Origin of the sequence: Wolbachia endosymbiont of Zygogramma bicolorata (genome assembly GCF_051130665.1) — a bacterium.
GTDB lineage: Bacteria > Pseudomonadota > Alphaproteobacteria > Rickettsiales > Anaplasmataceae > Wolbachia.
Window position 1 is genome coordinate 1,149,083 of sequence record NZ_CP149530.1, and the last position, 26,263, is coordinate 1,175,345.

Genomic DNA, 26,263 nt, shown 5'->3' on the forward strand with positions numbered 1-26,263 from the left:
ATAGAGGAATAAAGAAAAATTTCTAAAATAGAATAATTTAAGAATTAGTGGGGAGTTATGGCAGGAAAAAGTAAAGCAATAGGAGAAGAATTATATAATAAGTGTAACCTGGAATTAAAGAAGCACGGCATAAGAGGAGAGATAGGAAGAAGATTACAGGCAATAATATCTGCAAAAGAATATGGAATAACAAAAGTTGCTCAAATATACCGAATTACTAGAACTACATTGATGAAGTGGATTACAAGATTTAAGGAAGGAGGAGTCAATGCGTTTAAAATACAACCAGGACGTGGAGTAAAGCCGAAGTTGAGCTACAAGCAGCAAGAAGAAATTAAAAATGTCATAGCAGAAGAAGGAGCCAACCTAACGGCTAAGAAATTAAAAATCATAATTGAGAAAATGTTTTCTATTGAGGTAAGTAAGTCTACAGCACATAGACTGATGCAAAAGTTAGGTTTTTCGTATATTACTCCAAGGCCTGTGCACAATAAACAGGATAAAAATAAACAAGAAGAGTTTAAAAAAAAATCTTAATGAAACTATTGTCACGTATCCCGAAAAAGAGCTATTTTTCTTCGATGAGTCGCGGTTTGGCACACATTCAAAGATTGGACACGGGTGGTTTAAAAAAGGCATTAGGACACAGGTTAAGGTAAAATTAGGTAGGCAAAACTTTTATCTCTATAGTGCAGTTAATCCTAGAAATCGAGAGAGTTCTAGCTTATTCGTACCAAACGTCAATACTGATTGTATGAATATATTCCTTGAGCAGATGTCACAATATTTAGGAACAAGGGAGGCATTTCTTGTTGTGGATTGTGCAGGATGGCATAGATCCAAAGGTTTAAAAATACCACAAAATATTACCTTAATCTATTTACCTCCATATTCACCAGAGTTAAATCCAGTAGAGCGTTTATGGCAATATTTGAAAGACAATCTCATTAAAAATAGAATATATGACTCTGTTAGTTTATTGGAGGATACTGTATGTGCATTCATTCGTAATATTACGGAAAGTTCGATCAAAACCATTTGTTCTGTGAGTTATTTGCCTACTTATTTATGAGATTTGGTATTACTATCTGCTGTATCTTTTCATCCTTCTGCTTAATTTCTTTTCTCAAACTCTCTATTTTCTCATTTTTCTCCACTTCTTCTATCTCATCTGCAAGAGACTTTTTACCTATACCAGATTGCTGAATTGCCATTTCTAAATCTTCTTTTTCTTTGTACAGTTGATTTAATTCCTTAACTAACTCTTGATTCTTTAATTGCTCTTTACTCATAAGCGACTCAATTAAAGTACCTTGTTCCTTTATTCTTTGATTTTTTTCAGATATAACTTGCCGTTGTTCATTAACTTCATCTCTCAAGAAGTCACGTTCTAATCTTAGATCCTCAAGCTGCTTTGCCTGCGCTGCAAAATATTTAGCAAATGTTTCTTTTTCTTTCTCTAATTCCTCAATTTCGTCTACTTCACCTTTTGCTCCTTCTTGTTCATGCTCTTCTTCATCACTAGACATATCATCCTCAAGTATTTCATCTTCATCACTAAATTCACTAACACTAGAGAAAGAACTTCTACGTGAAGAAGGTGTGCTAGGAGAGGAATACCCACTGCTGCTTGGTGTAGGTGACTGTGGTGATATATGTGGATCTTTTGTAAATATTTCCTCTGCTGGTACTTGCTGATCGTCTACACTCCTGGACATGTCAGTAAAAGCTTGATGCAGAGTTTTTCCATTGATAAAAACTTCTTTATTCTGCTCAACTAATTTTAATATTTTATCTTTTGTTTCCTCTGGTGTGAACTTTAAATCACCAAACTTTGGCTCACCAATGACACTTTGTATACCACTAGAATCCAATTTTACGATCATGCTACAGTCTATGTTATTACCTTCAGAATCTTTAGCCTGCCAGTTAATGGTCATTTCACATGAGCTTGAACCAGTAAAATCATAGTGCCTTTCGCTGCCTTTTTTGGTCGCAGTTATTTGACTATCTTTCTCTGAAGATATGTTATAAACCTTACCTTCTCTGCTGGCTCTTAAAATATTGCTAATTTCTATTGGTTTTTCTTCATTTTCAAATCTAATTTTGAAGTCGTTATCTTTTGTTGAATACGCTAAGAAATTTTGACCAGGCAGAGACGACTTAAGTTCTTTATGCATTGTGTTTATTGATTGCTCAAATTTTTGGAACTCCTTTTCCCACTTTAAATTTATCTGTCCTGTAATGTCCTCATCTTTGCGTAAAGGACCAATAAAGTACCAGATTAAATTTTCTTCTGTTCATCTACATTTAGACTTTGATTCTCAGCTATAAATACATTTTCGTTTTCCTGTGGCATAATTTTGCATCTTTAAAAAGTATAATATTAACAGATTTTTTTAAAAAATCAACTAATCGTTGAGTAAATAAACTTGAGCACTTGTCCACTATGCTATATAGTAGTTACTCCTTAAGCAGTGCAGTATGGACAATAGCATTATAAGAAAATACGATATTAGAGGTATAGTAGGCAAAGATTTGCAGATTAATGATGGGTACGAGATAGGTAGAAAGTTTGGCCAAACCGTAGCTAGTGTTTGTGTCAGCTACGACAGCAGGATAGATTCACCAAGTATAGAAAGAGAATTAATTAGGGGCTTAACTTTATCTGGAGCAAATGTTATACGTGTTGGACTATGCTCGTCACCTATGCTCTACGCTGCAACGCAAATCACGCAGGCAGATCTTGGTATCATAATAACTGCCTCTCATAACCCTAGCGAATATAATGGCTTTAAATTTTTTAGTAATAAAAAAGTCTTCTCAGATCAAGAGATAAAGGAAATTATAAGCAGTCCAATTAAAAACAGTACAAGAATTGGAAGCTTAATTAACATAAATATATATAGTGAGTACATTCGCATATTAAAAGGTGCAGTGAAGAATAATACTACACAGAAATTAAAAATAGCCTGGGATTGTGGAAATAGTCCAGTAAGTGGAATTATAAGGTGTATTGAAAAGATCTTGCCTGGTCATACGCATATCGTAACCAATAACTCTATAGATGGGGCATTTCCACTGCATGATCCAGATCCCATAGAGGAAAAAAATCTCGCTCAATTAATTGACATTGTGAAGGAATATGGATGTGATCTTGGCATTGCGCTAGATGGCGATAGCGATAGGGTGCGCTTAATTGATAATAAAGGCAACGTTGTTTCCAATGACCATTTATTTATAATTTTTGCACGTGAAGTGCTGGAGGAATATCCAGAAAGCAAAGTTATTGCCAACGTAAAAATGAGTATGAAGGTGCATGATTTTGTTAGTAAGTTAGGAGGGCAAGTTATTACCTGCGCTACTGGACATTCACTAGTTAAGAAGAAGATGGTAGAGGAAGAGGCAAAGTTTGCTGGTGAGTTAAGCGGGCACTTCTTCTTTTCTGAGCTAGGTTTTGATGATGGGCTATATTCTGCTGTTAAAGCAGTTGACATTTTGCTTAAGAAAAACCAAAGCCTATCTCAGGTGATTGAGGATTTACCGAAGTTATATATCACTCATGAAGTAAAGATTGTAGTTAAAGATGAGAAAAAATTTCAAATAATTGAATCAATAAAGAAAACACTAGAGCAGCAAAATATTGTATTTTCAGATCTTGACGGTGTTAAGGTAAATGATAACGATAATAAAGGTTGGTGGCTCCTTAGAGCATCAAATACACAAAACTGCATTACAGCAAGATGCGAAGGAGATACCTTAGAAGGTTTTGAACTTACTAAAAAGGTTTTGTTCCATTACATTGATGAAGCAAGGTCTTTAAATTGTAGCTGCTCATAGAGAAATTAACCCTATCTCTTAAATAGAGCCACTTAGGGTGGTTGCTCCTGAAACCCGATTTCGAAGGGCCTTCCTTCATCTTCAATAAAACAAACATTACTTTGTTTGTTACTGCAGCACACCATTATTCTTAGGGTTGAAAAACTTAGAAAGAGCCATAAAAAAATTTTTAAATATATCTTTATATTATATATTCTTATTGATAATAATTTGTCATCTTTTTTGTTAACTTTACTGATGTTGCCAGAAGGAACGTTGTTGCCAAATTTTGTAAAATTTATTATCCTAAGGTTTCAAGTCCTCACAGGTTTATTGGAACTATATGTACAATGTGTTTATCAGTGAAAATCCGGAGAAAATGATGGGGGAAAAGTTAATACATTACTTTAGCCAGGGTAAATGCGAAGGCAATGCAGAAATGAAAAATCTGCTGGGAGGAAAGGGAGCAAATTTAGCAGAAATGTGCAATGTTGGCATTCCTGTTCCACCTGGTTTCACAATTTCCACCTCTGTTTGTCAGGCCTACTGTCAGGATAATGAATTGTCTAACGACCTACGTAACGAGATTAAAAACTACATGGCGATGCTCGAAAATGACATCGGTTGTAAATTCGGGGATTTAAATAACCCCTTATTAGTTTCAATACGCTCTGGTAGTGTTAGTTCAATGCCGGGCATGCTTGATACTATTTTAAATGTTGGTTTAAATGATGAAACAGTTATTGGGCTTGCAAAAAAAAGTGGAGAACGTTTTGCCTATGATAGCTACTGCCGTTTCATCATGATGTACTCCAATGTTGTACTACAGCTTGACCATCACCTATTTCAAGATGTTGTTGATAATAAGCAGCAAAAGAGTGGAGCAAAAAGCTTAGCTGATCTTGATGTTGATGTTTTAAAGAGAATTGTTAACAATTTCAAAAGGATAGTATATGAAAAAACTGAGAAACATTTTTCGCAGAACGTTGAAGAGCAATTGTTAAACTCAGTTAATGCAGTATTTACCTCTTGGAAAAATGATAGGGCTGTTTCCTATAGAAGAATACATAACATTCCTGAAAACCTTGGAACAGCGGTCAACGTGCAAGCAATGGTTTTCGGTAATTTAAATGATAATTCTGCAACTGGTGTGATATTTACACGAAATCCTTCAACTGGAGAAAAAAAGCTTTTTGGTGAGTTTTTGGTTAATGCTCAGGGTGAGGATGTGGTTTCTGGTGTTTATACTCCTATGCCAATTGACGGAGAGCAAGAAAACACCATGGAGAAGTTGCTGCCAAGTGTCTACCGAGAATTATGTGTAGTATGTGAAAAACTTGAAAGGCATTATAAAGACATGCAGGATATCGAATTTACTGTGCAGGACGGTAAGTTATGGATTTTGCAGACTAGGTCTGGCAAGCGCACGGCTGAAGCTGCTATTCGCATAATAGTTGATATGGTAAACGAAGGAACGATTACAAAAGAAGAAGGAATATTGAGAATTGATCCAAAAACTTTTGACAATTTATTGCATCCAGTTCTTGACGTTAAGAGTGACCAAAAAGTAATAGGGAAGGGACTGCCGGCTTCTCCAGGGGTTGCTTCTGGATATGTAGTGTTTAGTGCAAGTGATGCTGAAAAAGCTGCAGAGCAGGGTAAAAAAGTGATTTTAGTAAGGTCAGAAACGAGTCCTGAAGATATTAATGGAATGAATGCTGCAAGTGGCATAGTAACAGCACGGGGAGGGATGACCTCGCATGCTGCTGTTGTAACCCGTGGAATGGGTAAGCCATGCATTTGCAGTGTAAGTGGACTTTATATCGATAAAGATGGAACTTTCTTTTCTGTGGGGGATACAAAAGTAAATAAAGGTGAACCAATTACCATCAACGGAGGAACAGGGGAGGTTATGCTTGGCATTCTTCCTACAATTTCACCTGAATTATCGCAAGAATTCAAAACGATAATCAACTGGATAGATGAAATCAAAACGGTCAAAGTGAGAGCGAACGCTGATACTCCAAAAGATGCAAAAATTGCAAAAGGATTCGGTGCGGAAGGTATAGGCTTATGTCGCACAGAACATATGTTTTTCGCTAGTGATAGAATCGAATTCATTCAAAAGTTGATAATAGCTGACGATGAAAATGAAAGGGCAAATGCGCTCATTAAACTGGAAGAAATGCAAAAGTCTGATTTCAAAGAAATATTTTCTATTATGGAGGGTAGGGAAGTCACTATACGGTTGCTTGATCCACCCTTACATGAATTTTTACCCAATAATCAGTCTACTATAGAAAAAATCGCCAAATCACTTAGTAAGTCAGTTGAATCAGTAAAAAATAAAATAGCACAGTTGTCAGAAAAGAACCCAATGCTTGGCCATCGAGGTTGTAGACTTGCCATTTCTCATCCTGAAATATATAGCATGCAGATTAGGGCAATACTTAGTGCTGCAAATGAGCTAAAAAAGGAAAAAAGTGTAGAAATCAAGCCTGAGATCATGATCCCTTTTATAATGAATGAGAAAGAATTTATTCTGATATGCGAGCTAGCAAAGAAAGAATCCTCTGTCATCTCAGCTGGAATCCAGACGCAGATTCCAGCGTCACGCGCTGGAATGACATCAGACAAGGCTTATTCAATTGGAACGATGATAGAACTACCAAGAGCAGCACTGATTGCTGATAAGTTAGCAAAACATGCAGAGTTTTTTAGTTTTGGCACTAATGATTTAACGCAAACAACCATGGGACTTTCAAGAGATGATTCAGTTAATTTCCTCGATTCTTATAAGGAAAGCGATATATTTGACAATGATCCATTTGAAGTGCTGGACATCGAAGGGGTAGGGGAGTTAATCAAGATAGCCATTGAAAGAGGCAAAAAAACCCGAAAAGAAATAAAACTAGGTATATGTGGAGAGCATGGAGCAGATCCAAAATCTATAGAGTTTCTCATCGAATCAGGGGTGGATTATGTTTCATGCTCACCCTATAGAGTACCGGTTGCAAAGTTAGTGGCAGCACAGTTTAGTGTAAAATCTAAGTTTGTTGGGTAAGTGAGAAATATAGCAATAATATAACCACTGGTGACTTTCCTCACTTAGACAACTGTGTCAAGCACTGGAATGACACCCTACTTAACCGTCATACCGCCGCGGCGCTAACACGTAGCGGGATGACGATTGTCAAGGTGTCATGAAAGTAGCTGACACTGGTTTCCATCCAAGAGAGTGTCATCCGAGTAGCTGACACTGGTTCACTCTATAATGGCAGTGCCTCTATGATGTAAGGAATCCAGTTTTTATGCAATCTCATCAAGAACGTTGTGTTTTAACGTAAGGTTGGCTACTTGTAACCGTTCACGGATTGTGAGAATGAATTAAAGAACTAAGCAGTGACAGCTACTAGATTCTGTAGCTTTTGAAAGGGGTTCTGGCCATTTAGACGTGATGTCAAAAATATCGACAACATTCTTTCCACGAATCTTTCTCCACGTTCTGACCAGGTGAAAAAGCTGTTTTTACGATAAATTACGTACCGTCTAATTTGCCGTTCTGCAAGGTTATTAGTTGTTTCTATCACTTCAGGTTTTCTTAAAAACTTCCACATCATATCCTCAGATCGTAACATCTTAGCGGCCATTCTTGAAGCTTGAGTGCTATTTGCAACCCTCGTCATTTTACGTAAAAAATGTTTTACCCTTTTCCGAATTTTTCCCACCAGTCGATAAAATCTCAAATTATCTATCAAATTTTGTTTTTTTGCCTTATCTACTACAAACACCTTATTGCTGAGCGATTTTAGTGCTTGGCCAATTTTGCTCACTTCAACATTTTTACTATGGGCAAATCTCTCAAAATCTCTTGCCAGATGTGCCCAACATATCTGTCTATTTTCACGATTGAAGTAATTGTATACAGCGTATCTATCGCTCACAAATATACCATCATATTCTGGCAGTAAACTCTTCAACACCTTCTTACCACGAGACTCGCTTACCTTCAGAAGTGTCAACGCTTTGTTTGTTATTACCCAACTCCAGCCTCTCTTTCCTTGATTTCTGTGCCCTGTTTCGTCTATATGCAAATACTCGCTTCCTTGCAACTCTTCCTTCATTTTCTCATATTCAGATGCACACTTCTTCGATACCCTGCGTTCAGTATTTGAGACTAAACCAAGGCTTATATTTAGATTAAAAATACTGCCCAAAATTTGCTGTACCTCTCTTTTTGAGTTAATAAAAAAGCCGCTAAGGCTGCTTATAACTGTTTTAGCATTGGGTCCTAGAAAATCTCTTGCAACACCTTCGGGTAAATTTGCTGTAATTCTTTTATTACATACTCTACAATGTCCTCTTTGCAACCTGTACTCAGTTACAATTGGCTTAATTTCTGGCAACTCTGCCTTCTGATGAATAATTTCATCTTCTAAAGTAATCTTACCTCCACACATACAAATTGTATCAATTGTGCATCTCACTACCTCGTCTGCAGCCATTAATTCACGCTTATGCACCTTATGTCCTGGCTGACCTCCTGGTTTTTTATCACTTTTCTTTTTTGCTTTCTTACGATATATATCTCGTGATGGTGGCAGCGATGAATTTTGCGAATTTAAGCCCAATTTGTCTTCTAATTCAACTATTTTTGCTTTCAAGCTATCATTTTCTCTGATCAGTGCTTTTATTTCTTCCTTGAGATTAGCGTTTTCTGCTACAACCTTTTCTTGCAGCACTGTTGTCATTTACCCATTCCATATTTAGCTTCCTATCTCTTTACACTTTTATACTTACTTTGTAAACCACCTTATCTCCGTGAACGGTTACTGGTAAATTTCTTAACATTTATAGCTTAGGTTAGTTACAAATTAAGAGCAATATTCACTAGGGAGGATGTCATCCGAGTAGCTTGACTACTTGGATCCAGGAAAGTTTGCTTGTGAGCAAGCAAACTATAGCTAACCCAAGTAAGGTTTCCCCGAGTGCTAAAATCAATAGCCGAATTGATATCGGGCCAAAAGTTCTGCAGAGCTTTTCTTATGGCATGCTTGATGGCAAACCATAACTTTTCAATTGGATTTAAATCCGGCGAGTATCTTTGTCTTTGCACATATTGCCAAATTTTTCAATTATCTTTTCTCTTGCTTATCTTCTCCATAGTCATTTTTTTCTCGTCTACTACTTTCAAAACACGTTCCCTCAGATCCTCACTTTGGCATCATTCTACCTTATCTAAAGCCATTTTATACCTTTTTATCCCTTCTGGGGTAACCTTTTTTCAGTTAGCTATATAACCCTAATTATGAATTAACAGACAGTAGAATCGAAAGATTATTACAAGGAAAAGTCTACACAGATCGACCTTTTTGTGAATCTGCGTTTCTGCTTTCTTCAACTTGTTTTGCAAAAGATGTTTCCTGTTTGCTGATATGCTGAAGTGGCTTAGCAATTTCGCGCACAACGGCAGTAACTGCTGTTAAAAATGTTTTTAACAATGCACCTAAAGCTCCACCAACTGCTTCCCTGCCATATATATGAGCTTGCTTTTCGTTATCGTCAGCAGTTTCCCCTGCTCTCCTTCTTGGATCCATCCTATGAGCAATCACCGAAAACAACACTCCCCTGATTGAAGACTTCACTCGTTTTTTTGCTTCATCATCATGTGCTGTTTCATGTCCATGACTTAAGTGTTTAGCGTTCATTAGCTCCTTTTGTTGCTGGGCAAACATGCTACTTAATACTTCTTCTATTGCTTGCTTCCTTCTTTTCTCTCTAACCCTTTTCATAGATTCTGATTTATCGCGAGTATGCTTTGTGGTTTCAAATTCTGCATCAATATCTTCAGACGCAGCCTGACTATATAAAGTCTCTATGAGCCTGTCTATGCTTCGCTTTATTTGCATAGTCCTTTCGTAACTATCCGAATTATCAATTCCTTCGTCGATCTGATTTAGAATATCCTCAAAAACTTTTAAATAGTCTTGAATATACTGTATTATGTATTGCTTATCTTCCTCTTTGTATTGTTCTTCTTGATTTTCATTTTCTAAACTTCTCTCTCTTCTGTCATTGTTATTTTCTTCAATATTACCACCGTCTTCCTCGAAAAGGTTTTCGTCGTTCATGATTTTTTTTAATTTAGTTAAAATTCTCACCAGTTACTATTGTATATGAAAAAATTAAATTAACATTAATGAAAAGCGTTTACAACTTCAGCACTCGCTAAAATTACAGTAAAACTGTCAAAAGCAGCGGGGTCATAATATCTCTCATACAGTTCAACTGAACACCGTAATCTGATCTTTTCCTTAGTGTTAAAATTAATTTCATAATCATTATGTAACCGTTCACGGATTGTGAGAATGAATTAAAGAACTAAGCAGTGACAGCTACTAGATTCTGTAGCTTTTGAAAGGGGTTCTGGCCATTTAGACGTGATGTCAAAAATATCGACAACATTCTTTCCACGAATCTTTCTCCACGTTCTGACCAGGTGAAAAAGCTGTTTTTACGATAAATTACGTACCGTCTAATTTGCCGTTCTGCAAGGTTATTAGTTGTTTCTATCACTTCAGGTTTTCTTAAAAACTTCCACATCATATCCTCAGATCGTAACATCTTAGCGGCCATTCTTGAAGCTTGAGTGCTATTTGCAACCCTCGTCATTTTACGTAAAAAATGTTTTACCCTTTTCCGAATTTTTCGCACCAGTCGATAAAATCTCAAATTATCTATCAAATTTTGTTTTTTTGCCTTATCTACTACAAACACCTTATTGCTGAGCGATTTTAGTGCTTGGCCAATTTTGCTCACTTCAACATTTTTACTATGGGCAAATCTCTCAAAATCTCTTGCCAGATGTGCCCAACATATCTGTCTATTTTCACGATTGAAGTAATTGTATACAGCGTATCTATCGCTCACAAATATACCATCATATTCTGGCAGTAAACTCTTCAACACCTTCTTACCACGAGACTCGCTTACCTTCAGAAGTGTCAACGCTTTGTTTGTTATTACCCAACTCCAGCCTCTCTTTCCTTGATTTCTGTGCCCTGTTTCGTCTATATGCAAATACTCGCTTCCTTGCAACTCTTCCTTCATTTTCTCATATTCAGATGCACACTTCTTCGATACCCTGCGTTCAGTATTTGAGACTAAACCAAGGCTTATATTTAGATTAAAAATACTGCCCAAAATTTGCTGTACCTCTCTTTTTGAGTTAATAAAAAAGCCGCTAAGGCTGCTTATAACTGTTTTAGCATTGGGTCCTAGAAAATCTCTTGCAACACCTTCGGGTAAATTTGCTGTAATTCTTTTATTACATACTCTACAATGTCCTCTTTGCAACCTGTACTCAGTTACAATTGGCTTAATTTCTGGCAACTCTGCCTTCTGATGAATAATTTCATCTTCTAAAGTAATCTTACCTCCACACATACAAATTGTATCAATTGTGCATCTCACTACCTCGTCTGCAGCCATTAATTCACGCTTATGCACCTTATGTCCTGGCTGACCTCCTGGTTTTTTATCACTTTTCTTTTTTGCTTTCTTACGATATATATCTCGTGATGGTGGCAGCGATGAATTTTGCGAATTTAAGCCCAATTTGTCTTCTAATTCAACTATTTTTGCTTTCAAGCTATCATTTTCTCTGATCAGTGCTTTTATTTCTTCCTTGAGATTAGCGTTTTCTGCTACAACCTTTTCTTGCAGCACTGTTGTCATTTACCCATTCCATATTTAGCTTCCTATCTCTTTACACTTTTATACTTACTTTGTAAACCACCTTATCTCCGTGAACGGTTACATTTTTTTTCTGGATGCCAGTGTCACGCACTGGCATGACAAGAAAGGAGCGCTGGAATGATAATGTGAAGTGTCTACTTCTGTCATCCAAGTAGCCTGACTACTGGGATGACAGAAGGTAATATAAGAGGTCTATTGTAAGATTTTACCCATTTAGAATAAAGTCTAGTGTTACTTCACGCCAAATGTGGTGGTGCTGAGTAGGCAAGCCAGTCAATGGGCTACATTTATATACTGCACGCATTGCATTATCTACTATCGACCTGAAAAGTGGATTATTTCGATAGGAATCACTGTCTGCTACATCGGCCATAATTATCTCGCCTTGACTGGATAATAATAAGTTAATTTTTATATTAAAATTTTCTTTGTAAGCTATGCTTTCAGGAATGCTCCAGCATTTTGTAAGTTTGTCTCTTATAGAGTTAATAATTTCTGTTACAACTAATTCATCCTTTTTATTCTCAACGCTTTTTTCGTTTCCTATTTCATTTTTTGCCTCTCTAACATCCCTTCTTAGTTTCTTCCCTACACTTTTTTTTCTTTTTGGAACTGGAATGAATTCTTTACCCTCGTTAATAATGACTTCTTCTTGCATTTCGATAATTTGCCTCGGTTGTGCTACAACAGTGTGCTCAACTGTTTCTTTTTTCCTTTGTGGTATAGGAACAACTGACGTATCATTCGTTTGGGCTTTTGTTGAAGGTAACGAAAAAAGCAGAAAACAACATAAAGATAAAAAAAGAATGTAATTAGAATAGAAAAAACGCATATGTTAAGCAGTTTATTTTACTGGTTTAAAGCTAATATTGCACATAAAGTCAATATATTTTAGTTGATTTAAGCTCAAAGACGTAGTTTTTGCTGTACTAATTTTACTATTTCTATAATATCATACGGTCAATACGGTCAATATACTCTAAATGAGATGGAAAGATGAAGGCATCATTATAGCTGCTAAAAAATACGGCGATAAAAACTTAATTCTTTCTCTGTTTACAAAAAATCATGGAAAGCGCAGGGGATTAACTAAGCTAACAAACAATAGCAATTATAAGTTTCAGATAAGTAATCTATTACATGCAGAATGGAGTGCTAAGTTACCTGAAAATCTGGGTTTTTTAAAGTGCGAATTAATCGAATCTCCATTCCATCATTTCTTTCAAGATAGGTTAAAAAGCATTACTATTGTCTCTTTCTCCTCTATTTTAGAAAAAGTGCTTCCAGAAAGTGAACCCTGTGCCGTGCTGTATGACAATTTTCGATATTTCACCGATGTAATTAAACACAACAATCAGTCTTGGCAAAGCCATTATCTTAACTTAGAGCTTCTGCTTCTTACGCAATTGGGATTCAAGTTAGACTTATCCAAATGTGTTGTAACAGGTGTTAAGGAAAACTTACAATTTATTTCTCCAAAAACTGGTAGAGCAGTGTCAAAAAAAGCAGGAGATTATTATGCAGATAAACTCCTACCTTTTCCACAAATGTTGCATGATGTATACAATAATAACCTACAAAACAGCTACTCATTCCAAGAATTTCAGTTAGGACTGAAAGTCACAGGATATTTTTTAAATAAGTATCTATTTTTGCAGTTAAACATGAAATTTCCAGAGCTGAGAAACCTCATGTTGTCGCTTTAACCTTAGTTATCATTTTTTTGAAATCATTTCAGAAATCTATAGCTAACCCAAGCAACACGTCATACCGCGATTCATTCGCGGTATCTCAGCATAGATTCCGCTAACGAGTAGCGGAATGACGGTTGTCGGTAAACTTAAGCCACTTTAGCTATAGCCAGTAACCACTCTATTTCTACCACTGTTTTTTGCCTTATATAAATATTTGTCAGCACGTACTATAAATTTTTTAATATCGTCAAGGTCAGATCCTTGCATTTCTGCAATTCCAATGCTCACAGTTATGTTATGGGTTGTATTTTTGTCCGCAAGTATAAAAGGTTCTTTAGCAATAATTTTTCGTATTCTCTCCGCAATAGTGTACGCATCTGATACATTGGTATCTGGCATTACAACAACAAACTCCTCACCACCAAACCTAGCTAGTAAATCTGTCACTCTGATATTTTCAGAAATTCTTTTCTGTACTTGCTTTAAAAGTTCATCTCCAGCACTATGCCCAAAACTGTCATTCACCATCTTAAAATAGTCTATATCAAGTATCATAAGAGACAACCTTCTATCCTTTTCCACAGAGTCCTTAACAATGTTTCTTAAGTGTGCATCAAAATATCTTCTATTATAACAGTTAGTTAATGGGTCCTTTATAGACATTTCCGCATTATTAAATAAATTCATTCTCAAGGCATCTTGATATCTTTTGCGTTTTACTTGCGAATTAACCCTTGCTATTAACTCACCCTCATCCAAAGGTACTGTTAAATAATCATTAGCACCTACATCAAGTGCTTTTACTAAATTGTTTTTATCATAATCCTCAGAAAGAATCAGAATTGGTGTATAGCGTGTTTCTACTTTACTACGAAACTCAGAACACAAACGCAGGCCGTCAGTTTTTGAAAACTGCATATCAGAAATGATCAGGTCGTAATTATTCTTAATACCAACCTTTAATGCCTCCACTGGATCACTCAGTATTTTAATTGACCTAAAGCGGTGCTTTAGTACATTATATATCTGCTCTGCTTGAAAGACATCTTCATCTACAACAAGTATGTTAGCATCAAAAATCTGATTAGAATAATCCATAATACTGTTTCCTGCTACTCCGCCAATCTCAGCGTTGGTTTCTCCTCTCAAGCGCAATTCGTCGATAATCATCTTTAAGCGTGTGAGAGACTTAATTCTCGCAGATAAAGCAGTTTCGTTTATTGGTTTAGTCAGAAAGTCATCTGCACCAGCATTAATGCCTTGTACTCTATTGTGAGTATCATGCAGTGCAGTTACCATAATTATTGGAATATGGGTTGTCAAGGGATCACTCTTTAGCTCCTTACAAACTTGAAAGCCATTCATCTTTGGCATCATGATATCAAGTAATATAATATCAGGCTGCTGCTTTGCTACTAAATCTATAGCTTCTTCACCATCATGAGCTACGATAACCGTATAGTACTCTGCTTTTAGTCGAGCTTCTAAAAGCTTGACATTAGATAGTACATCATCTACTACTAGAATCTTCGCTGTCATTATCTTTAGATGTATTATCTATATCGTAAGTAGGATAAAGCTTACCATTTTTACCAACTATGTAATTTACTTTCTCAGTATTACACTCTTTATATAAGTCTTCAATTCCTCCGTCTTTCAATAACCTCCTAGCTTTTGATTTTATAATCATAAGATACTTATATGTATTCCTAATAAGATCAATAAATACAGGCACCTTATTTCTATCAAGAACAATTATGCTCACTAAAGCAACGACCAAAATTTCTGAAAGACCTATATTAAACATTTTTCCTATGAAGCAAGTACTTTAATCCTCCTGATTATAAATATTAATTTGCTTAAATCAAGTTTAGAAGCAACTATCTCATCTAAAAAACTATTATAACGTTCTATGTAGTCCTTATCATTACAAGCCCAGGTTTGAACCTTATCTTCGGGGTTATCAGTAGCTTTTATGACTTTAACAGCTAGCTTGTGGTGGTAATGGCTTAAATCGTCCAATAAATCATTAACTAAGCTGCGATTCCAATAAGAAGAGCGGCTTTTCATCTTGATGGCAATTTTTCTAATCAGATCGAATCTTAACAGCGACTTTAACTCAAAGTATATTTTACCAGCATCAAGAATGGACAAAGATGTCTGTTCAGCAACAGATATAATGTCCAGTGCATAAGCAAGAACGTATAGATCAGCAACTTTTTTTGCTAGATCTTTATTTATATTAAGTTCTACTAAAGAAGTTGATCCATGGCTACAGACCTTTAATAGGTGTTCATCTAAAACATCAGTTAAGTTCTGGCCTAAAGTTTCAATTGCATCTTTAAATTTTGTAACATCATCCAACTCTACAAAGCTAAGCTTGCCAAGATTTTTCACTAACCAAAACGATACTCTGCCAATAAATTTCTGCACGTTCCTCACTATTTGTAAGTATGAGTTAACATCAATTTTTCCATCCAATTCATCAATTTTCTGCCACAGGCTGTTTAAATCATACAGGTGGTTAACAACAATATATATGTTAACCGCTTCTTGTACCTTAATTCCAGTGTTCTCAGCCAAATTATTGATGAATATACAGCCCATTCTATTCACTACGTCATTTGCAATGCAAGTAGAGATAATTTCTCTACGAAGTTGGTGTTTTAATATGAAATCCTTAAACTTTGTTATCATCTTTTTAGGAAAATAACCTAGCAAGTAGTCATTAGATATAAGATCTTTTTCAGGCAGATCGGAATGTATAATGTCATTTTTTATTGCCGTTCTAGCATAAGACATTAGAATAGAAAGCTGAGGAGAACTGAAACCTTCTGCACCAGTTAACATCCTTGCTATCTCTTCTTCAGTTGGAAGAAATTCTACGCTTCGGTTTAACAGCCCAGATTTTTCTAAACTGAGCAGTAACCTGTGGTGCTGCTCCAATCTCTCTTTAGCTTGCAAACACTCAAGAAGTAATGCTTTTGTTTCAATTCTGTTGTGGTTCTCAAGCACTTTGGATGCAACTTCGTCCACCATACTTGCCAGTATTTCATTCCTTTTTTCTAAAGAAACACCCCCTGCTTTCATAGCTGAAACAAATGCAATCTTGATGTTAACTTCAAGGTCCGAACATATCACTCCGGCTGAATTATCAACAAAATCTGCATTTATATATCCACCTCTTTCAGCATATTCTATTCTTCCAAGCTGTGTGCATCCCAAATTTCCGCCTTCTATAAACATAGAAGCTCTAATATCTTTACCATTTACTCTTAACTCATCGTTTGCTTTGTCACCGACCATGCTATGATTTTCACTCTTTGCCTTAACAAACGTGCCAATTCCTCCATTCCATATGAAGTCCACTTCTGCTTTGAGTAGATATCTAATCAAATCACTTGGAGGTAGCATATCTTCTGTTATATCAAAGCATTTTTTTATTTCTTGAGAAATGTTTACTTGCTTGCTGCTACGCTCAAATACTCCTCCACCCTTAGAAATCAAATCTTTGTTATAATCCATCCAAGTTGAAAATGGTAACTCAAAGAGACGTTTACGCTCTGTGAAACTCTTTTCTGCACTAGGATTTGGATCAATAAAAATATGCATATGGTTAAATGCGCCGATTAAATGTATATTTTTTGAAAGCAGCATACCGTTTCCAAATAGATCGCCAGCCATATCTCCAATTCCAATAACAGTTGCATCTTGGTAAATATCCTTATTCATTTTCCAAAAATGCCTCTGCGCTGCAATCCATGCACCTCTGGCTGTAATACCCATTTTTTTGTGATCATAACCTGCTGATCCACCAGATGCAAATGCATCGCCAAGCCAAAAATTGTATTCAGAGGCTATTTGGTTTGCATAGTCAGAAAAAGAAGCAGTGCCTTTATCTGCTGCAACTACCAAGTATGGATCATCCTCATCATACCTAATCACATTCTCTGGTGGAATTATTTTGCCATTAACTACATTATCAGTAATGTCAAGCATTCCCCTGATAAAACTCTTATAGCATTCAACACCTTTCTCTCTTAAAATATCTTTGTCTTTATAAACTTGCTTAATTACAAACCCACCCTTTGCGCCAACAGGTACAATAACCGCATTTTTTGTCATCTGAGCTTTCATGAGCCCCAAAACTTCAGTGCGAAAATCTTCCGTCCTATCCGACCACCTTAAGCCACCACGGGCCAATTTCCCTCCTCTTAGATGTATTCCCTCAAAAAGATTTGAATAAATATACAATTCACGATATGGACGAGGATCAGGCAAACCATTTATTTTATTTGAGTCAAATTTTGTAGATAAATATGGTTTATCGTCTTGATAATAACTGGTCCTTAAAATAGCCATTATCAAGTTAAATATCGAGCGCAAAACGTAATCATGTGAAACATTGCTGATCTCTTTTAGAAGTTCCTCAATTTTTTCTATGAAAATGTCCGTGGTTTCTGCTCTATCAATGTCTATGCTAGGATCAAATCTTGCATGAAATAGTTGTATCAAATACTTTACTATTTTTGGATACTCTGAGACTACCTTTTGGATATATTCTGGATTGTAGTTAAATGACGTCTGCTTTAGGTAAGCACTGAGCGCTCTAACCAGAAGCACTTCTTTCCACTCCAGTCCAGCAATAATGACCAAACTATTGAAATAATCATTTTTAATTTCCTTTCTAAACACTTTCGCAAGTGTTATTTCAAATTGCTCTTTTAGAGTAATGTTGTCTATTAATTCATCGACTCTTGACAACACAAAATGGTGTATCCATATTCCGCCGTTAATTTCTATGTAATAGCCATTATGAGATAGAATCTTAGCTCCCAAATTCTTAGTAATTCTTAATATCTTCGATAATTCAAGACCTCCATTGCTCGAAGTGTAAACCTTTAATTGATAATTAAGATTATCACAAGTAAGTCTTAAATCGACCTCGCTAACTCCTTTTTTCCTCACTATCTCCAATTTTTTCATATCGTAATATGCGTCATGAGGTTCGAAACTCTCTTGATAGCTTATTGGAAATGCCTTGCAATAACGGATGAATATATCCTCAACAGTACTAAAAGTATTATATAAATTGTCTATAAAACGATCTTCCCACTTTTCCGTAATGTTCCTTAATTTGTTTTCGATACGCAAAACTTCGTCATCAGGAACACTAGCATTTTTGGTCTTTAGCACTACATGCAATTTCATCAAATCATATTCATTGATAATGTGATTGTTATAAATATCTGAACTTTCTGCACTTGTCTCATCCTTCAATATGTCACGTATCTTGAACATTAGCCTAGCGCTAGCATAACGCATTGGTATCAGCACTATGCAACTAATAAAATCCCTTACTCTTCTTAAAAATAATCTGACCCTTGGCCTAATCGCAAGAGACATGATCGAAATGCAAATTTTAAATAATTCGTCTTCATTTGATTGGAATAATTCATCACAAGAGAATGCTTGTAAAATAGAAATTAAAGCTTTGTTATTGTGGCCCCCGGTTACAAACCCTGCATTTTTTTCTATAACTTTAACTTTATCTCTTATTATTGGAATAGTTCGAATATCTTGGACCTCCGCTACAGAAGTAAATAGCCCGAAAAAACGCCGTTCCTTTACTACATTACCCTGGTCATCAAATTCTTTTACTCCTATACAATTCATGTATGTACGCCGATGGACTATTGAGATTAGATCTGATCTCAATATGTATAGGGAATCAAGGTTTGCAGAAGGAATCAACGTACTTTGACCTACTCTTATCAGGCCAAGGTCCTTTTTGCTATCACAGACGAGTTTTTCATCTTTACCAGCAATATATTCTTGATAACCTAGAAATACAAAATTATTGTTTTTTAGCCAATCTAAGAAATCTTTTCCTGGTGTCACTCCAGCGTTCGACACTGGCTGCTCGATGGCAAAAAGAAGACTTTTTGCTTCATCAAGTTTCTTGAGCATTAAGTGCCAATCTTTCACAACGCAATTAACTGCTTTCAGCGTTTTTTGTAGAGATTCTTTTAATGTATCAACAAAACTGTCACTTATACCTTTGATAATTACATATATAACTGATTCTTTGACTCCATTGCTTTCTTCCAAGGAGTAAATCTCATCTATTAGGCCATCTTTTCTTTTAATGTTAATTATGCTGTTGCTGTAATAGCATATGGTTAAATTGTGCGATTTAATAGTTGCAATAACAGAATCAACCAAAAATGGCATATCATCGTTTGTTATCTTAATCGTGGTAAAATCGCCTTCTATTCCTGGTATATCATCTATATTGCTTACTACTAACTTACTTTCATCTTTCTCTTTTTGAGAAACAAAATTGTAAGCATCGTTTACAATATATAGCAAAAACTTATCGTTGGCTTTTAGGTCGCTTTTATAAACAAAACTATAAAAATACTTAATAAATTTTTTAATTTTTTCTTTATCTTGCTGATTTTCTTGATCAACTAACTCAAATAAAGACTCAGTGTCAACATTATGATCTATACACATTTTTTTAACAAAAATACACAGTGAACTTAAACCTTTTTAACTAAGATTTCATTATCAAGAGCGTACACTATTAGCTCATCATTTTCTACTACTTCCCCTGATAAAACTAATTTAGCTAAATTATTTTGAATACACTCTTGTATAACCCTTTTTAGGGGCCTTGCTCCATATTCAGGGTCATAGCCAGTTTGTGCTATTAGTTCTTTAGCTTCCTGCGACAAACTTATACTCAGTTTACGCTTAGCAAGTGTTTTTTGTAAATAAGAAAATTGAACATCTATAATTTTATAGATGTCATCTCTGGTTAAACTGTGGAATATAATAATTTCATCCAGCCTGTTTAAAAATTCTGGACGAAATGCTGATTTAACTATTTGCATCACTTCGCTTTTTACAGAGTTAGCAACTCCTCCTTCCGATTTCATTCCAGCGCGTGACGCTGGAATCTGCATCTGGATCCCAGTGTCAGCTACTTGGATGACAGGAGGTAGAGTCTCATTTTCTGTAACTCCCTTAAGCATTATCTCTGCACCAAGGTTAGAAGTTAAGATCAGTATGGTGTTGCGAAAATCAACTAATTTGCCATGACTATCAGTGAGTCTACCCTCATCCAAGATTTGCAGCAATAGATTAAATATATCTGGATTTGCCTTCTCTATTTCATCAAACAGAATAACCTGATATGGCCTTCTTCTTACTGCTTCGGTTAATCTGCCACCTTGCTCATAGCCAACATACCCTGGAGGCGCGCCAATTAGCTTTGAAACAGAATGTTTTTCCATATATTCTGACATATCAAAACGCAAAAGCGCTGATTGATCGTCAAACAGAAATTCAGCAAGGGCTTTTGCCAGTTCTGTTTTTCCAACCCCGGTTGGGCCTAAGAATAAAAATGAACCGAAAGGTCGATTAGTATCTTGCACACCAGAGCGAGAGCGCCTAACTGCATTACTTATTGCTTCTATCGCGCCTTTTTGCCCTATTACTCTTCTTCCTATTTCATTCTCCATGTTAAGAAGTTTTTCCTTTTCGCTGTGCATCATGTTATCAACTGGAATTCCTGTCCACTTTGAAACAATGTTTGCAATATCATCTCCAGTCACTTCTTTCTTTAAGAAACTATCAGTAACCTTTTCCTGATTTTTTAATTCATTCTCAAGCTGAGGGATCACACCATACATCAGCTCTCCTGCTTTTCCTAAATTTCCACTCCGCTGAGCCAATTCCAGCTCTTTTCTGGCGTTATCTAATTTTTCAACTGTTTCTTGTATTCTAGCTATTTTATTCTTTTCCATCTGCCATTTGCTGTTCAAGTCAGCAAATTTACTGTTTAGATTTTCGATCTCTTCATTTATCTTTTTTAAACGCTGTTTAGAATTTTCATCACTTTCTTTTTTTAGAGCTTCTGCTTCAATCTTTAGCTGTATAACCTTTCTCTCAAGTTCATCAATAACTTCAGGCTTGCTATCCATTTCAATTCTCACCCTACTTGCTGCTTCATCAATCAAATCAATTGCTTTATCAGGTAAAAACCTATCTGTTATATATCTATTGGACAACGTTGCAGCAGCAATTATTGCACCGTCTGTAATTCTTATACCATGATGCACTTCATATCTTTCCTTCAAACCCCTGAGTATTGAAATGGTATCAGTTTCAGTTGGTTGAGAGATAAACACAGGCTGAAAACGCCTTGCAAGTGCAGGATCTTTTTCTATATGCTGACGATATTCATCTAAAGTTGTGGCTCCTATACAGCGAATTTCTCCACGCGCAAGAGCAGGCTTTAGCAAATTTGAAGCATCCATTGCACCACTTGTTGCTCCTGCTCCAACTAAAGTATGAAGCTCATCTATAAACAAGATAACTTTTCCCTCCGCTTTCGAAAGCTCATTAATAACTGCTTTTAACCTTTCTTCAAATTCTCCTCTAAATTTTGTTCCAGCAATTAATGCGCCAAGATCGAGGGCTAAAACTTTTGCATCACGCAAACCAAGTGGCACGTCATTTGCAACGATTCTATTTGCAAGCCCCTCAACTATTGCAGTTTTTCCAACACCAGGTTCACCGATCAGCACTGGATTATTTTTTGTCCGCCTCAGTGATACCTGCATAGTTCTTCTGATCTCTTCATCACGACCAATTACAGGATCAAGCTTGCCTTGCATAGCAAGCTCTGTAATATCCTTTGTATATCTCTTAGCAGCGTTCAATTTTTCCTCACTATTTGGCGAGTCTGCACTGCTACCTTTCCTCATGTCTGTAACAACTGAATTTAATTTTTGCGGTGTAACACCATTCTCTGCCAGAATTTTGCCTACAGTATCATCTTTTTGTGCAGTGAGGCCCTGCAGTAAACGCTCAACAGCAACAAATGAATCTTTATTTCTCTTTGCAAGACCAATTGAATCTTCAAAAACTTTTGCTATTTCTCTTGAAAGTTGAAGTCCACCACTTCCTGGACCTTCAACTACTGGAAACTTTTTTATTGCGCTATCCACAGCATCAGAAATACTTTGCACATTTCCACCACAAGCGTTTATCAAATCCTGAACTAAACCTAATTCATCCTCAAGCATCACTTTGAGTAAATGCTCAGGCATAAAAATCTGATGCCCAGCTCCCAACGCTTTCATCTGAGCACTTTGAATTAGACTTTTTGCTTTTTCGGTAAATTTATTTAAGTCCATAACACCAGTTAAATTCGTATTTGCTGATGTATATAACAACTGATTTCATAAATTTAAACCTAAAGTTGTTTATTGTTAGGTATGGTTTGCAAAAATTTAAAACTTTCTTAAGAACCTGTTTAAAATCTTCGTAATAGGAGAGAAATGAAGGAAAGGACAATCATTTGCAAGCTGGTATTGAGTTTACGTTCGCAATTTTTCCACAACCGCCTACACTTTTCCAACCAAGCAAAAGAGCGCTCAACGACCCATCTCTTTGGCAATACAACAAAGGTCACTGGGATCCAGAAAAGTTTGCTTGTTTATAAGCAAACTAGCATGGAAAGTAGCTGATCTTATACTAAATGAATGTTTTTGATGAGGTTGCATAGAAGCTGGATTCCAGTGTCAAGCACTGGAATGACAGCAGTCCTACGTCATACCACCGCGAACCGTCATACCGCCGCGGTATTTCTAGATCCCGCTAACAAGTAGCGGGATGACGATTGTCAGGGTGTCATTCCAGCGCCCCTATGATGTCATCCAAGTAGCCAACACTGGGATCCAGGAAACTTAACTCTACACCAAGTAAATGTACAATAAGAACTAGATTCCAGACTGGAATGACAGCAGTCCTACGTCATACCACCGCGAACCGTCAACCGCCGCGGTATCTCTAGATCCCGCTAACAAGTAGCGGGATGACGATTGTCAGGGTGTCATTCCAGCGCCCCTATGATGTCATCCAAGTAGCCAACACTGGGATCCAGGAAACTTAACTCTACACCAAGTAAATGTACAATAAGAACTAGATTCCAGACTGGAATGACAGCAGTCCTACGTCATACCATCGCGAACCGTCATACCGCCGTGAATTAACCGTCATACCGTCACGGTATCTCTTGACATAGATCCCGCTGCGGGATGACGAATTACTATACCACCGCGAACCGTCATACCACCACGAACCGTCATACCGCGATTCATTCGCGGTATCTCATCCGCTAACACATAGCGGGATGACGAATTGCTTAACCGTCATCCCGCCGCGAACCGTCATACCGCCGCAGACCGTCATACCGCGATTCATTCGCGGTATCTCATCCGCTAACACGTAGCGGGATACTTGACCTTTACAGGGATGACGGTTGTCGTTCAGCTACAAATATTAAGAAATTTACCAAGCGAAAAAAAAGGCAAAAGAAGCCCCGTGGTGCGAGTTTTGACTCTATATTACTGTAAGTGGCGCTGTAATAATGTGCTAACGCTTAAAATAAGCGCGATTTGGCTGAATGTAGAAAAAATAAAAAAGACATGCAGCCGCTATAATTTTATGTAATCCGCCAAAAAATACCCTGAGTTTTTTACTGAATTTTGTCATTGAGCCTGCAGGTCAAAAACAAGTTTTGAGTCATGAATACCCTTATTGTCATAATAAGGGGGCTGGCGGAGTTTGTCAAGCAACTTTCTATATAATATTTTCTAAAATAAATGGACTTCTCGCATCCAATTTCGGCAGCGCATGACACACAACTGCAATGACAAGGTGTTGTAATACCAATTCCTAAAAATAAATAGAGGAATAAAGAAAAATTTCTAAAATAGAATAATTTAAGAATTAGTGGGGAGTTATGGCAGGAAAAAGTAAAGCAATAGGAGAAGAATTATATAATAAGTGTAACCTGGAATTAAAGAAGCACGGCATAAGAGGAGAGATAGGAAGAAGATTACAGGCAATAATATCTGCAAAAGAATATGGAATAACAAAAGTTGCTCAAATATACCGAATTACTAGAACTACATTGATGAAGTGGATTACAAGATTTAAGGAAGGAGGAGTCAATGCGTTTAAAATACAACCAGGACGTGGAGTAAAGCCGAAGTTGAGCTACAAGCAGCAAGAAGAAATTAAAAATGTCATAGCAGAAGAAGGAGCCAACCTAACGGCTAAGAAATTAAAAATCATAATTGAGAAAATGTTTTCTATTGAGGTAAGTAAGTCTACAGCACATAGACTGATGCAAAAGTTAGGTTTTTCGTATATTACTCCAAGGCCTGTGCACAATAAACAGGATAAAAATAAACAAGAAGAGTTTAAAAAAAAATCTTAATGAAACTATTGTCACGTATCCCGAAAAAGAGCTATTTTTCTTCGATGAGTCGCGGTTTGGCACACATTCAAAGATTGGACACGGGTGGTTTAAAAAAGGCATTAGGACACAGGTTAAGGTAAAATTAGGTAGGCAAAACTTTTATCTCTATAGTGCAGTTAATCCTAGAAATGGAGAGAGTTCTAGCTTATTCGTACCAAACGTCAATACTGATTGTATGAATATATTCCTTGAGCAGATGTCACAATATTTAGGAACAAGGGAGGCATTTCTTGTTGTGGATTGTGCAGGATGGCATAGATCCAAAGGTTTAAAAATACCACAAAATATTACCTTAATCTATTTACCTCCATATTCACCAGAGTTAAATCCAGTAGAGCGTTTATGGCAATATTTGAAAGACAATCTCATTAAAAATAGAATATATGACTCTGTTAGTTTATTGGAGGATACTGTATGTGCATTCATTCGTAATATTACGGAAAGTTCGATCAAAACCATTTGTTCTGTGAGTTATTTGCCTACTTATTTATGAGATTTGGTATAAGATATTACCACAAACATCATATTCACACGAAATACTTGACTTCACTTGTACTAAGAAGCATTTTATATATATTGTGTGCCCGTAGCTCAGCTGGATAGAGCAACAGCCTTCTAAGCTGTGGGTCGTAGGTTCGAATCCTACCGGGCACACTCTTCTATCAATACTTTCTATAAATCTTCAAGTATTCTGGCACCACATTTTCAATTGCTAATGGTCGAACCTTCATTGTTTCAAGGTCAGCTGACTTTTCGATTGAGCTATTCATCATAACTTTCACCTGATCTTGAGTAAGCACAGGGTTCGTATCTCCGGTTATTGGTTTTAGCAGCATAGAAATAATTTTATTTTCTAAAAAGAAAGCTATTAACTTTGCCATTGGAAAAGATACATTGATCAACAAACACTTTCTGTTAGTAACATTCAGAATAAACTTCAATAAGCTTTTGAAAGAGTAAACCTTTGGTCCACCCATGTTATAAATTTTCTTGTCTTGCTTATTAAAACTGATAATACGATATACCACTTCAGCTAAGTCTGTTACACATATTGGCTGAAATTTAGTCGTTCCATTGCCAATTAGCGGCAAAAAAGGAAGAACAGTTGCTAATCTTGCAAATTTATTAAAGAAGTTATCTTCTTTACCAAATACAAGGCTTGGCCTAATTATTATTGCTTCTTGAAATGCTGAAGTTACAGCTTTTTCACCTTCCAATTTACTTTTGGCATATTTTGACAACTTGCTATTTTCTATTCCCATAGCGGAAAAATGTATCATCATAGGTACATTTTTCATTTTTGCAGCTTTTGCTATCCTTTCAGCTATTTTAACGTGAACAGCGTAAAAATCGTGCTTTTTTGCTTCATATAATATTCCCACTAAGTTTATGGCTACATCACATTCTTCCATACCCTCTAGAACTGATTTTTCATCAAAAAAATCGCCTTTAAATATTGATATTTGTCCCAAATTGCCACACAATTTTAAACAAGCAGCTTTTTCCTGATTACGAGTGAATATCTTTATTAAATATCCTTCTGCTGCCAAGCGTCTTACGATGTGTTTCCCTATAAACCCCGTTCCACCAAAAATAATTACACGTTTTGTCACGATTAAAGTTCCTAATAATTTGTTACTGTAAATTAATA

Annotated in this window: 15 protein-coding genes, 1 tRNA gene and 2 pseudogenes; 6 read left to right on the plus strand and 12 right to left on the minus strand. The window is 36.3% G+C overall.

From position 1 onward, the window contains the following. The first annotated feature begins 57 nt into the window (after positions 1–57). Positions 58–1,072 (plus strand): IS630 family transposase gene (locus tag WKH12_RS05460; RefSeq protein ID WP_434732009.1). Its coding sequence is split into 2 segments (ribosomal slippage): positions 58–522 and positions 524–1,072, totalling 1,014 coding nucleotides; the frame shifts between segments, so codons are not numbered across the junction. On the opposite strand, the gene WKH12_RS05465 is transcribed toward WKH12_RS05460, so the two are convergent. Further along, the gene (locus WKH12_RS05465; protein WP_434732199.1) at positions 1,059–2,180 is read right to left on the minus strand and encodes a hypothetical protein; all 1,122 of its coding nucleotides are present in this window, start codon (positions 2,178–2,180) and stop codon (positions 1,059–1,061) included. The two genes, WKH12_RS05460 and WKH12_RS05465, sit on opposite strands and share 14 nt — an antisense overlap. A gap of 304 nt (positions 2,181–2,484) precedes the next feature. Between WKH12_RS05465 and WKH12_RS05470 the strand changes: the two genes are divergently transcribed. Together WKH12_RS05470 and ppdK are read left to right on the plus strand one after the other, a co-directional pair. Continuing rightward, positions 2,485–3,840 (plus strand): phosphomannomutase/phosphoglucomutase, encoded by a 1,356-nt coding sequence (locus WKH12_RS05470; protein WP_434732200.1) that lies wholly within the window; start codon positions 2,485–2,487, stop codon positions 3,838–3,840. 361 nt (positions 3,841–4,201) lie between these two features. Beyond that, complete coding sequence (gene ppdK / locus WKH12_RS05475) at positions 4,202–6,883, plus strand: pyruvate, phosphate dikinase (RefSeq protein ID WP_434732661.1); 2,682 nt, start codon at positions 4,202–4,204, stop codon at positions 6,881–6,883. Between the two features lie 331 nt (positions 6,884–7,214). On the opposite strand, the gene tnpC (WKH12_RS05480) is transcribed toward ppdK, so the two are convergent. The 5 genes and pseudogenes from tnpC (WKH12_RS05480) to WKH12_RS05500 all read right to left on the minus strand — a co-directional run bounded on the left by tnpC (WKH12_RS05480) (position 7,215) and on the right by WKH12_RS05500 (position 12,409). Further along, a complete protein-coding gene (gene tnpC / locus WKH12_RS05480; RefSeq protein WP_434732087.1) occupies positions 7,215–8,570 on the minus strand; it encodes an IS66 family transposase in 1,356 nt (451 codons plus the stop codon). Positions 8,571–9,173: 603 nt separating this feature from the next. Continuing rightward, on the minus strand, positions 9,174–9,950 hold the full coding sequence (locus tag WKH12_RS05485; protein WP_341823150.1) for a hypothetical protein: 777 nt from the start codon (positions 9,948–9,950) through the stop codon (positions 9,174–9,176). Positions 9,951–10,015: 65 nt separating this feature from the next. Continuing rightward, a pseudogene (locus WKH12_RS05490) lies at positions 10,016–10,165 on the minus strand (phage tail tube protein); the annotation flags it as partial. A 35-nt stretch (positions 10,166–10,200) separates the two neighbouring features. Then, positions 10,201–11,556, minus strand: a complete 1,356-nt coding sequence (tnpC, locus tag WKH12_RS05495) for an IS66 family transposase (protein WP_434732010.1) — start codon at positions 11,554–11,556, stop codon at positions 10,201–10,203. Positions 11,557–11,782: 226 nt separating this feature from the next. Further along, positions 11,783–12,409, minus strand: coding sequence for a hypothetical protein (locus tag WKH12_RS05500; RefSeq protein WP_434732201.1), 627 nt, complete (start codon positions 12,407–12,409; stop codon positions 11,783–11,785). 151 nt (positions 12,410–12,560) lie between these two features. On the opposite strand from WKH12_RS05500, the gene recO reads away from it, so the two are divergent. Further along, entirely contained in the window at positions 12,561–13,283 is a 723-nt protein-coding gene (gene recO, locus WKH12_RS05505) for a DNA repair protein RecO (protein ID WP_434732202.1), read from the plus strand. 144 nt (positions 13,284–13,427) lie between these two features. On the opposite strand, the gene WKH12_RS05510 is transcribed toward recO, so the two are convergent. The 5 genes and pseudogenes from WKH12_RS05510 to WKH12_RS05530 all read right to left on the minus strand — a co-directional run. After that, a complete protein-coding gene (locus WKH12_RS05510; RefSeq protein WP_264688012.1) occupies positions 13,428–14,810 on the minus strand; it encodes a PleD family two-component system response regulator in 1,383 nt (460 codons plus the stop codon). Then, a complete protein-coding gene (gene tatB / locus WKH12_RS05515) occupies positions 14,782–15,078 on the minus strand; it encodes a Sec-independent protein translocase subunit TatB (protein WP_434732203.1) in 297 nt (98 codons plus the stop codon). Before tatB ends, WKH12_RS05510 begins: the two co-directional genes overlap by 29 nt. Before the next feature lie 5 nt (positions 15,079–15,083). Continuing rightward, a complete protein-coding gene (locus WKH12_RS05520; protein ID WP_434732204.1) occupies positions 15,084–19,790 on the minus strand; it encodes an NAD-glutamate dehydrogenase in 4,707 nt (1,568 codons plus the stop codon). A 26-nt stretch (positions 19,791–19,816) separates the two neighbouring features. Beyond that, complete coding sequence (locus WKH12_RS05525) at positions 19,817–22,480, minus strand: ATP-dependent Clp protease ATP-binding subunit (RefSeq protein ID WP_434732205.1); 2,664 nt, start codon at positions 22,478–22,480, stop codon at positions 19,817–19,819. A 119-nt stretch (positions 22,481–22,599) separates the two neighbouring features. Further along, positions 22,600–22,755, minus strand: a pseudogene (locus WKH12_RS05530) (transposase); the annotation flags it as partial. 1,335 nt (positions 22,756–24,090) lie between these two features. Between WKH12_RS05530 and WKH12_RS05535 the strand changes: the two are divergent. Together WKH12_RS05535 and WKH12_RS05540 are read left to right on the plus strand one after the other, a co-directional pair. Then, a protein-coding gene (locus WKH12_RS05535) for an IS630 family transposase (protein WP_341822214.1) occupies positions 24,091–25,105 on the plus strand; the annotation gives its coding sequence in 2 pieces (ribosomal slippage) (positions 24,091–24,555 and positions 24,557–25,105; 1,014 coding nt in all). Between the two features lie 87 nt (positions 25,106–25,192). Beyond that, positions 25,193–25,266: transfer RNA gene (locus tag WKH12_RS05540), tRNA-Arg, on the plus strand. Between the two features lie 8 nt (positions 25,267–25,274). Here WKH12_RS05540 and WKH12_RS05545 read toward each other — a convergent pair. Beyond that, a complete protein-coding gene (locus tag WKH12_RS05545; protein WP_253307182.1) occupies positions 25,275–26,225 on the minus strand; it encodes a complex I NDUFA9 subunit family protein in 951 nt (316 codons plus the stop codon). Between the last annotated feature and the right edge of the window lie 38 nt (positions 26,226–26,263).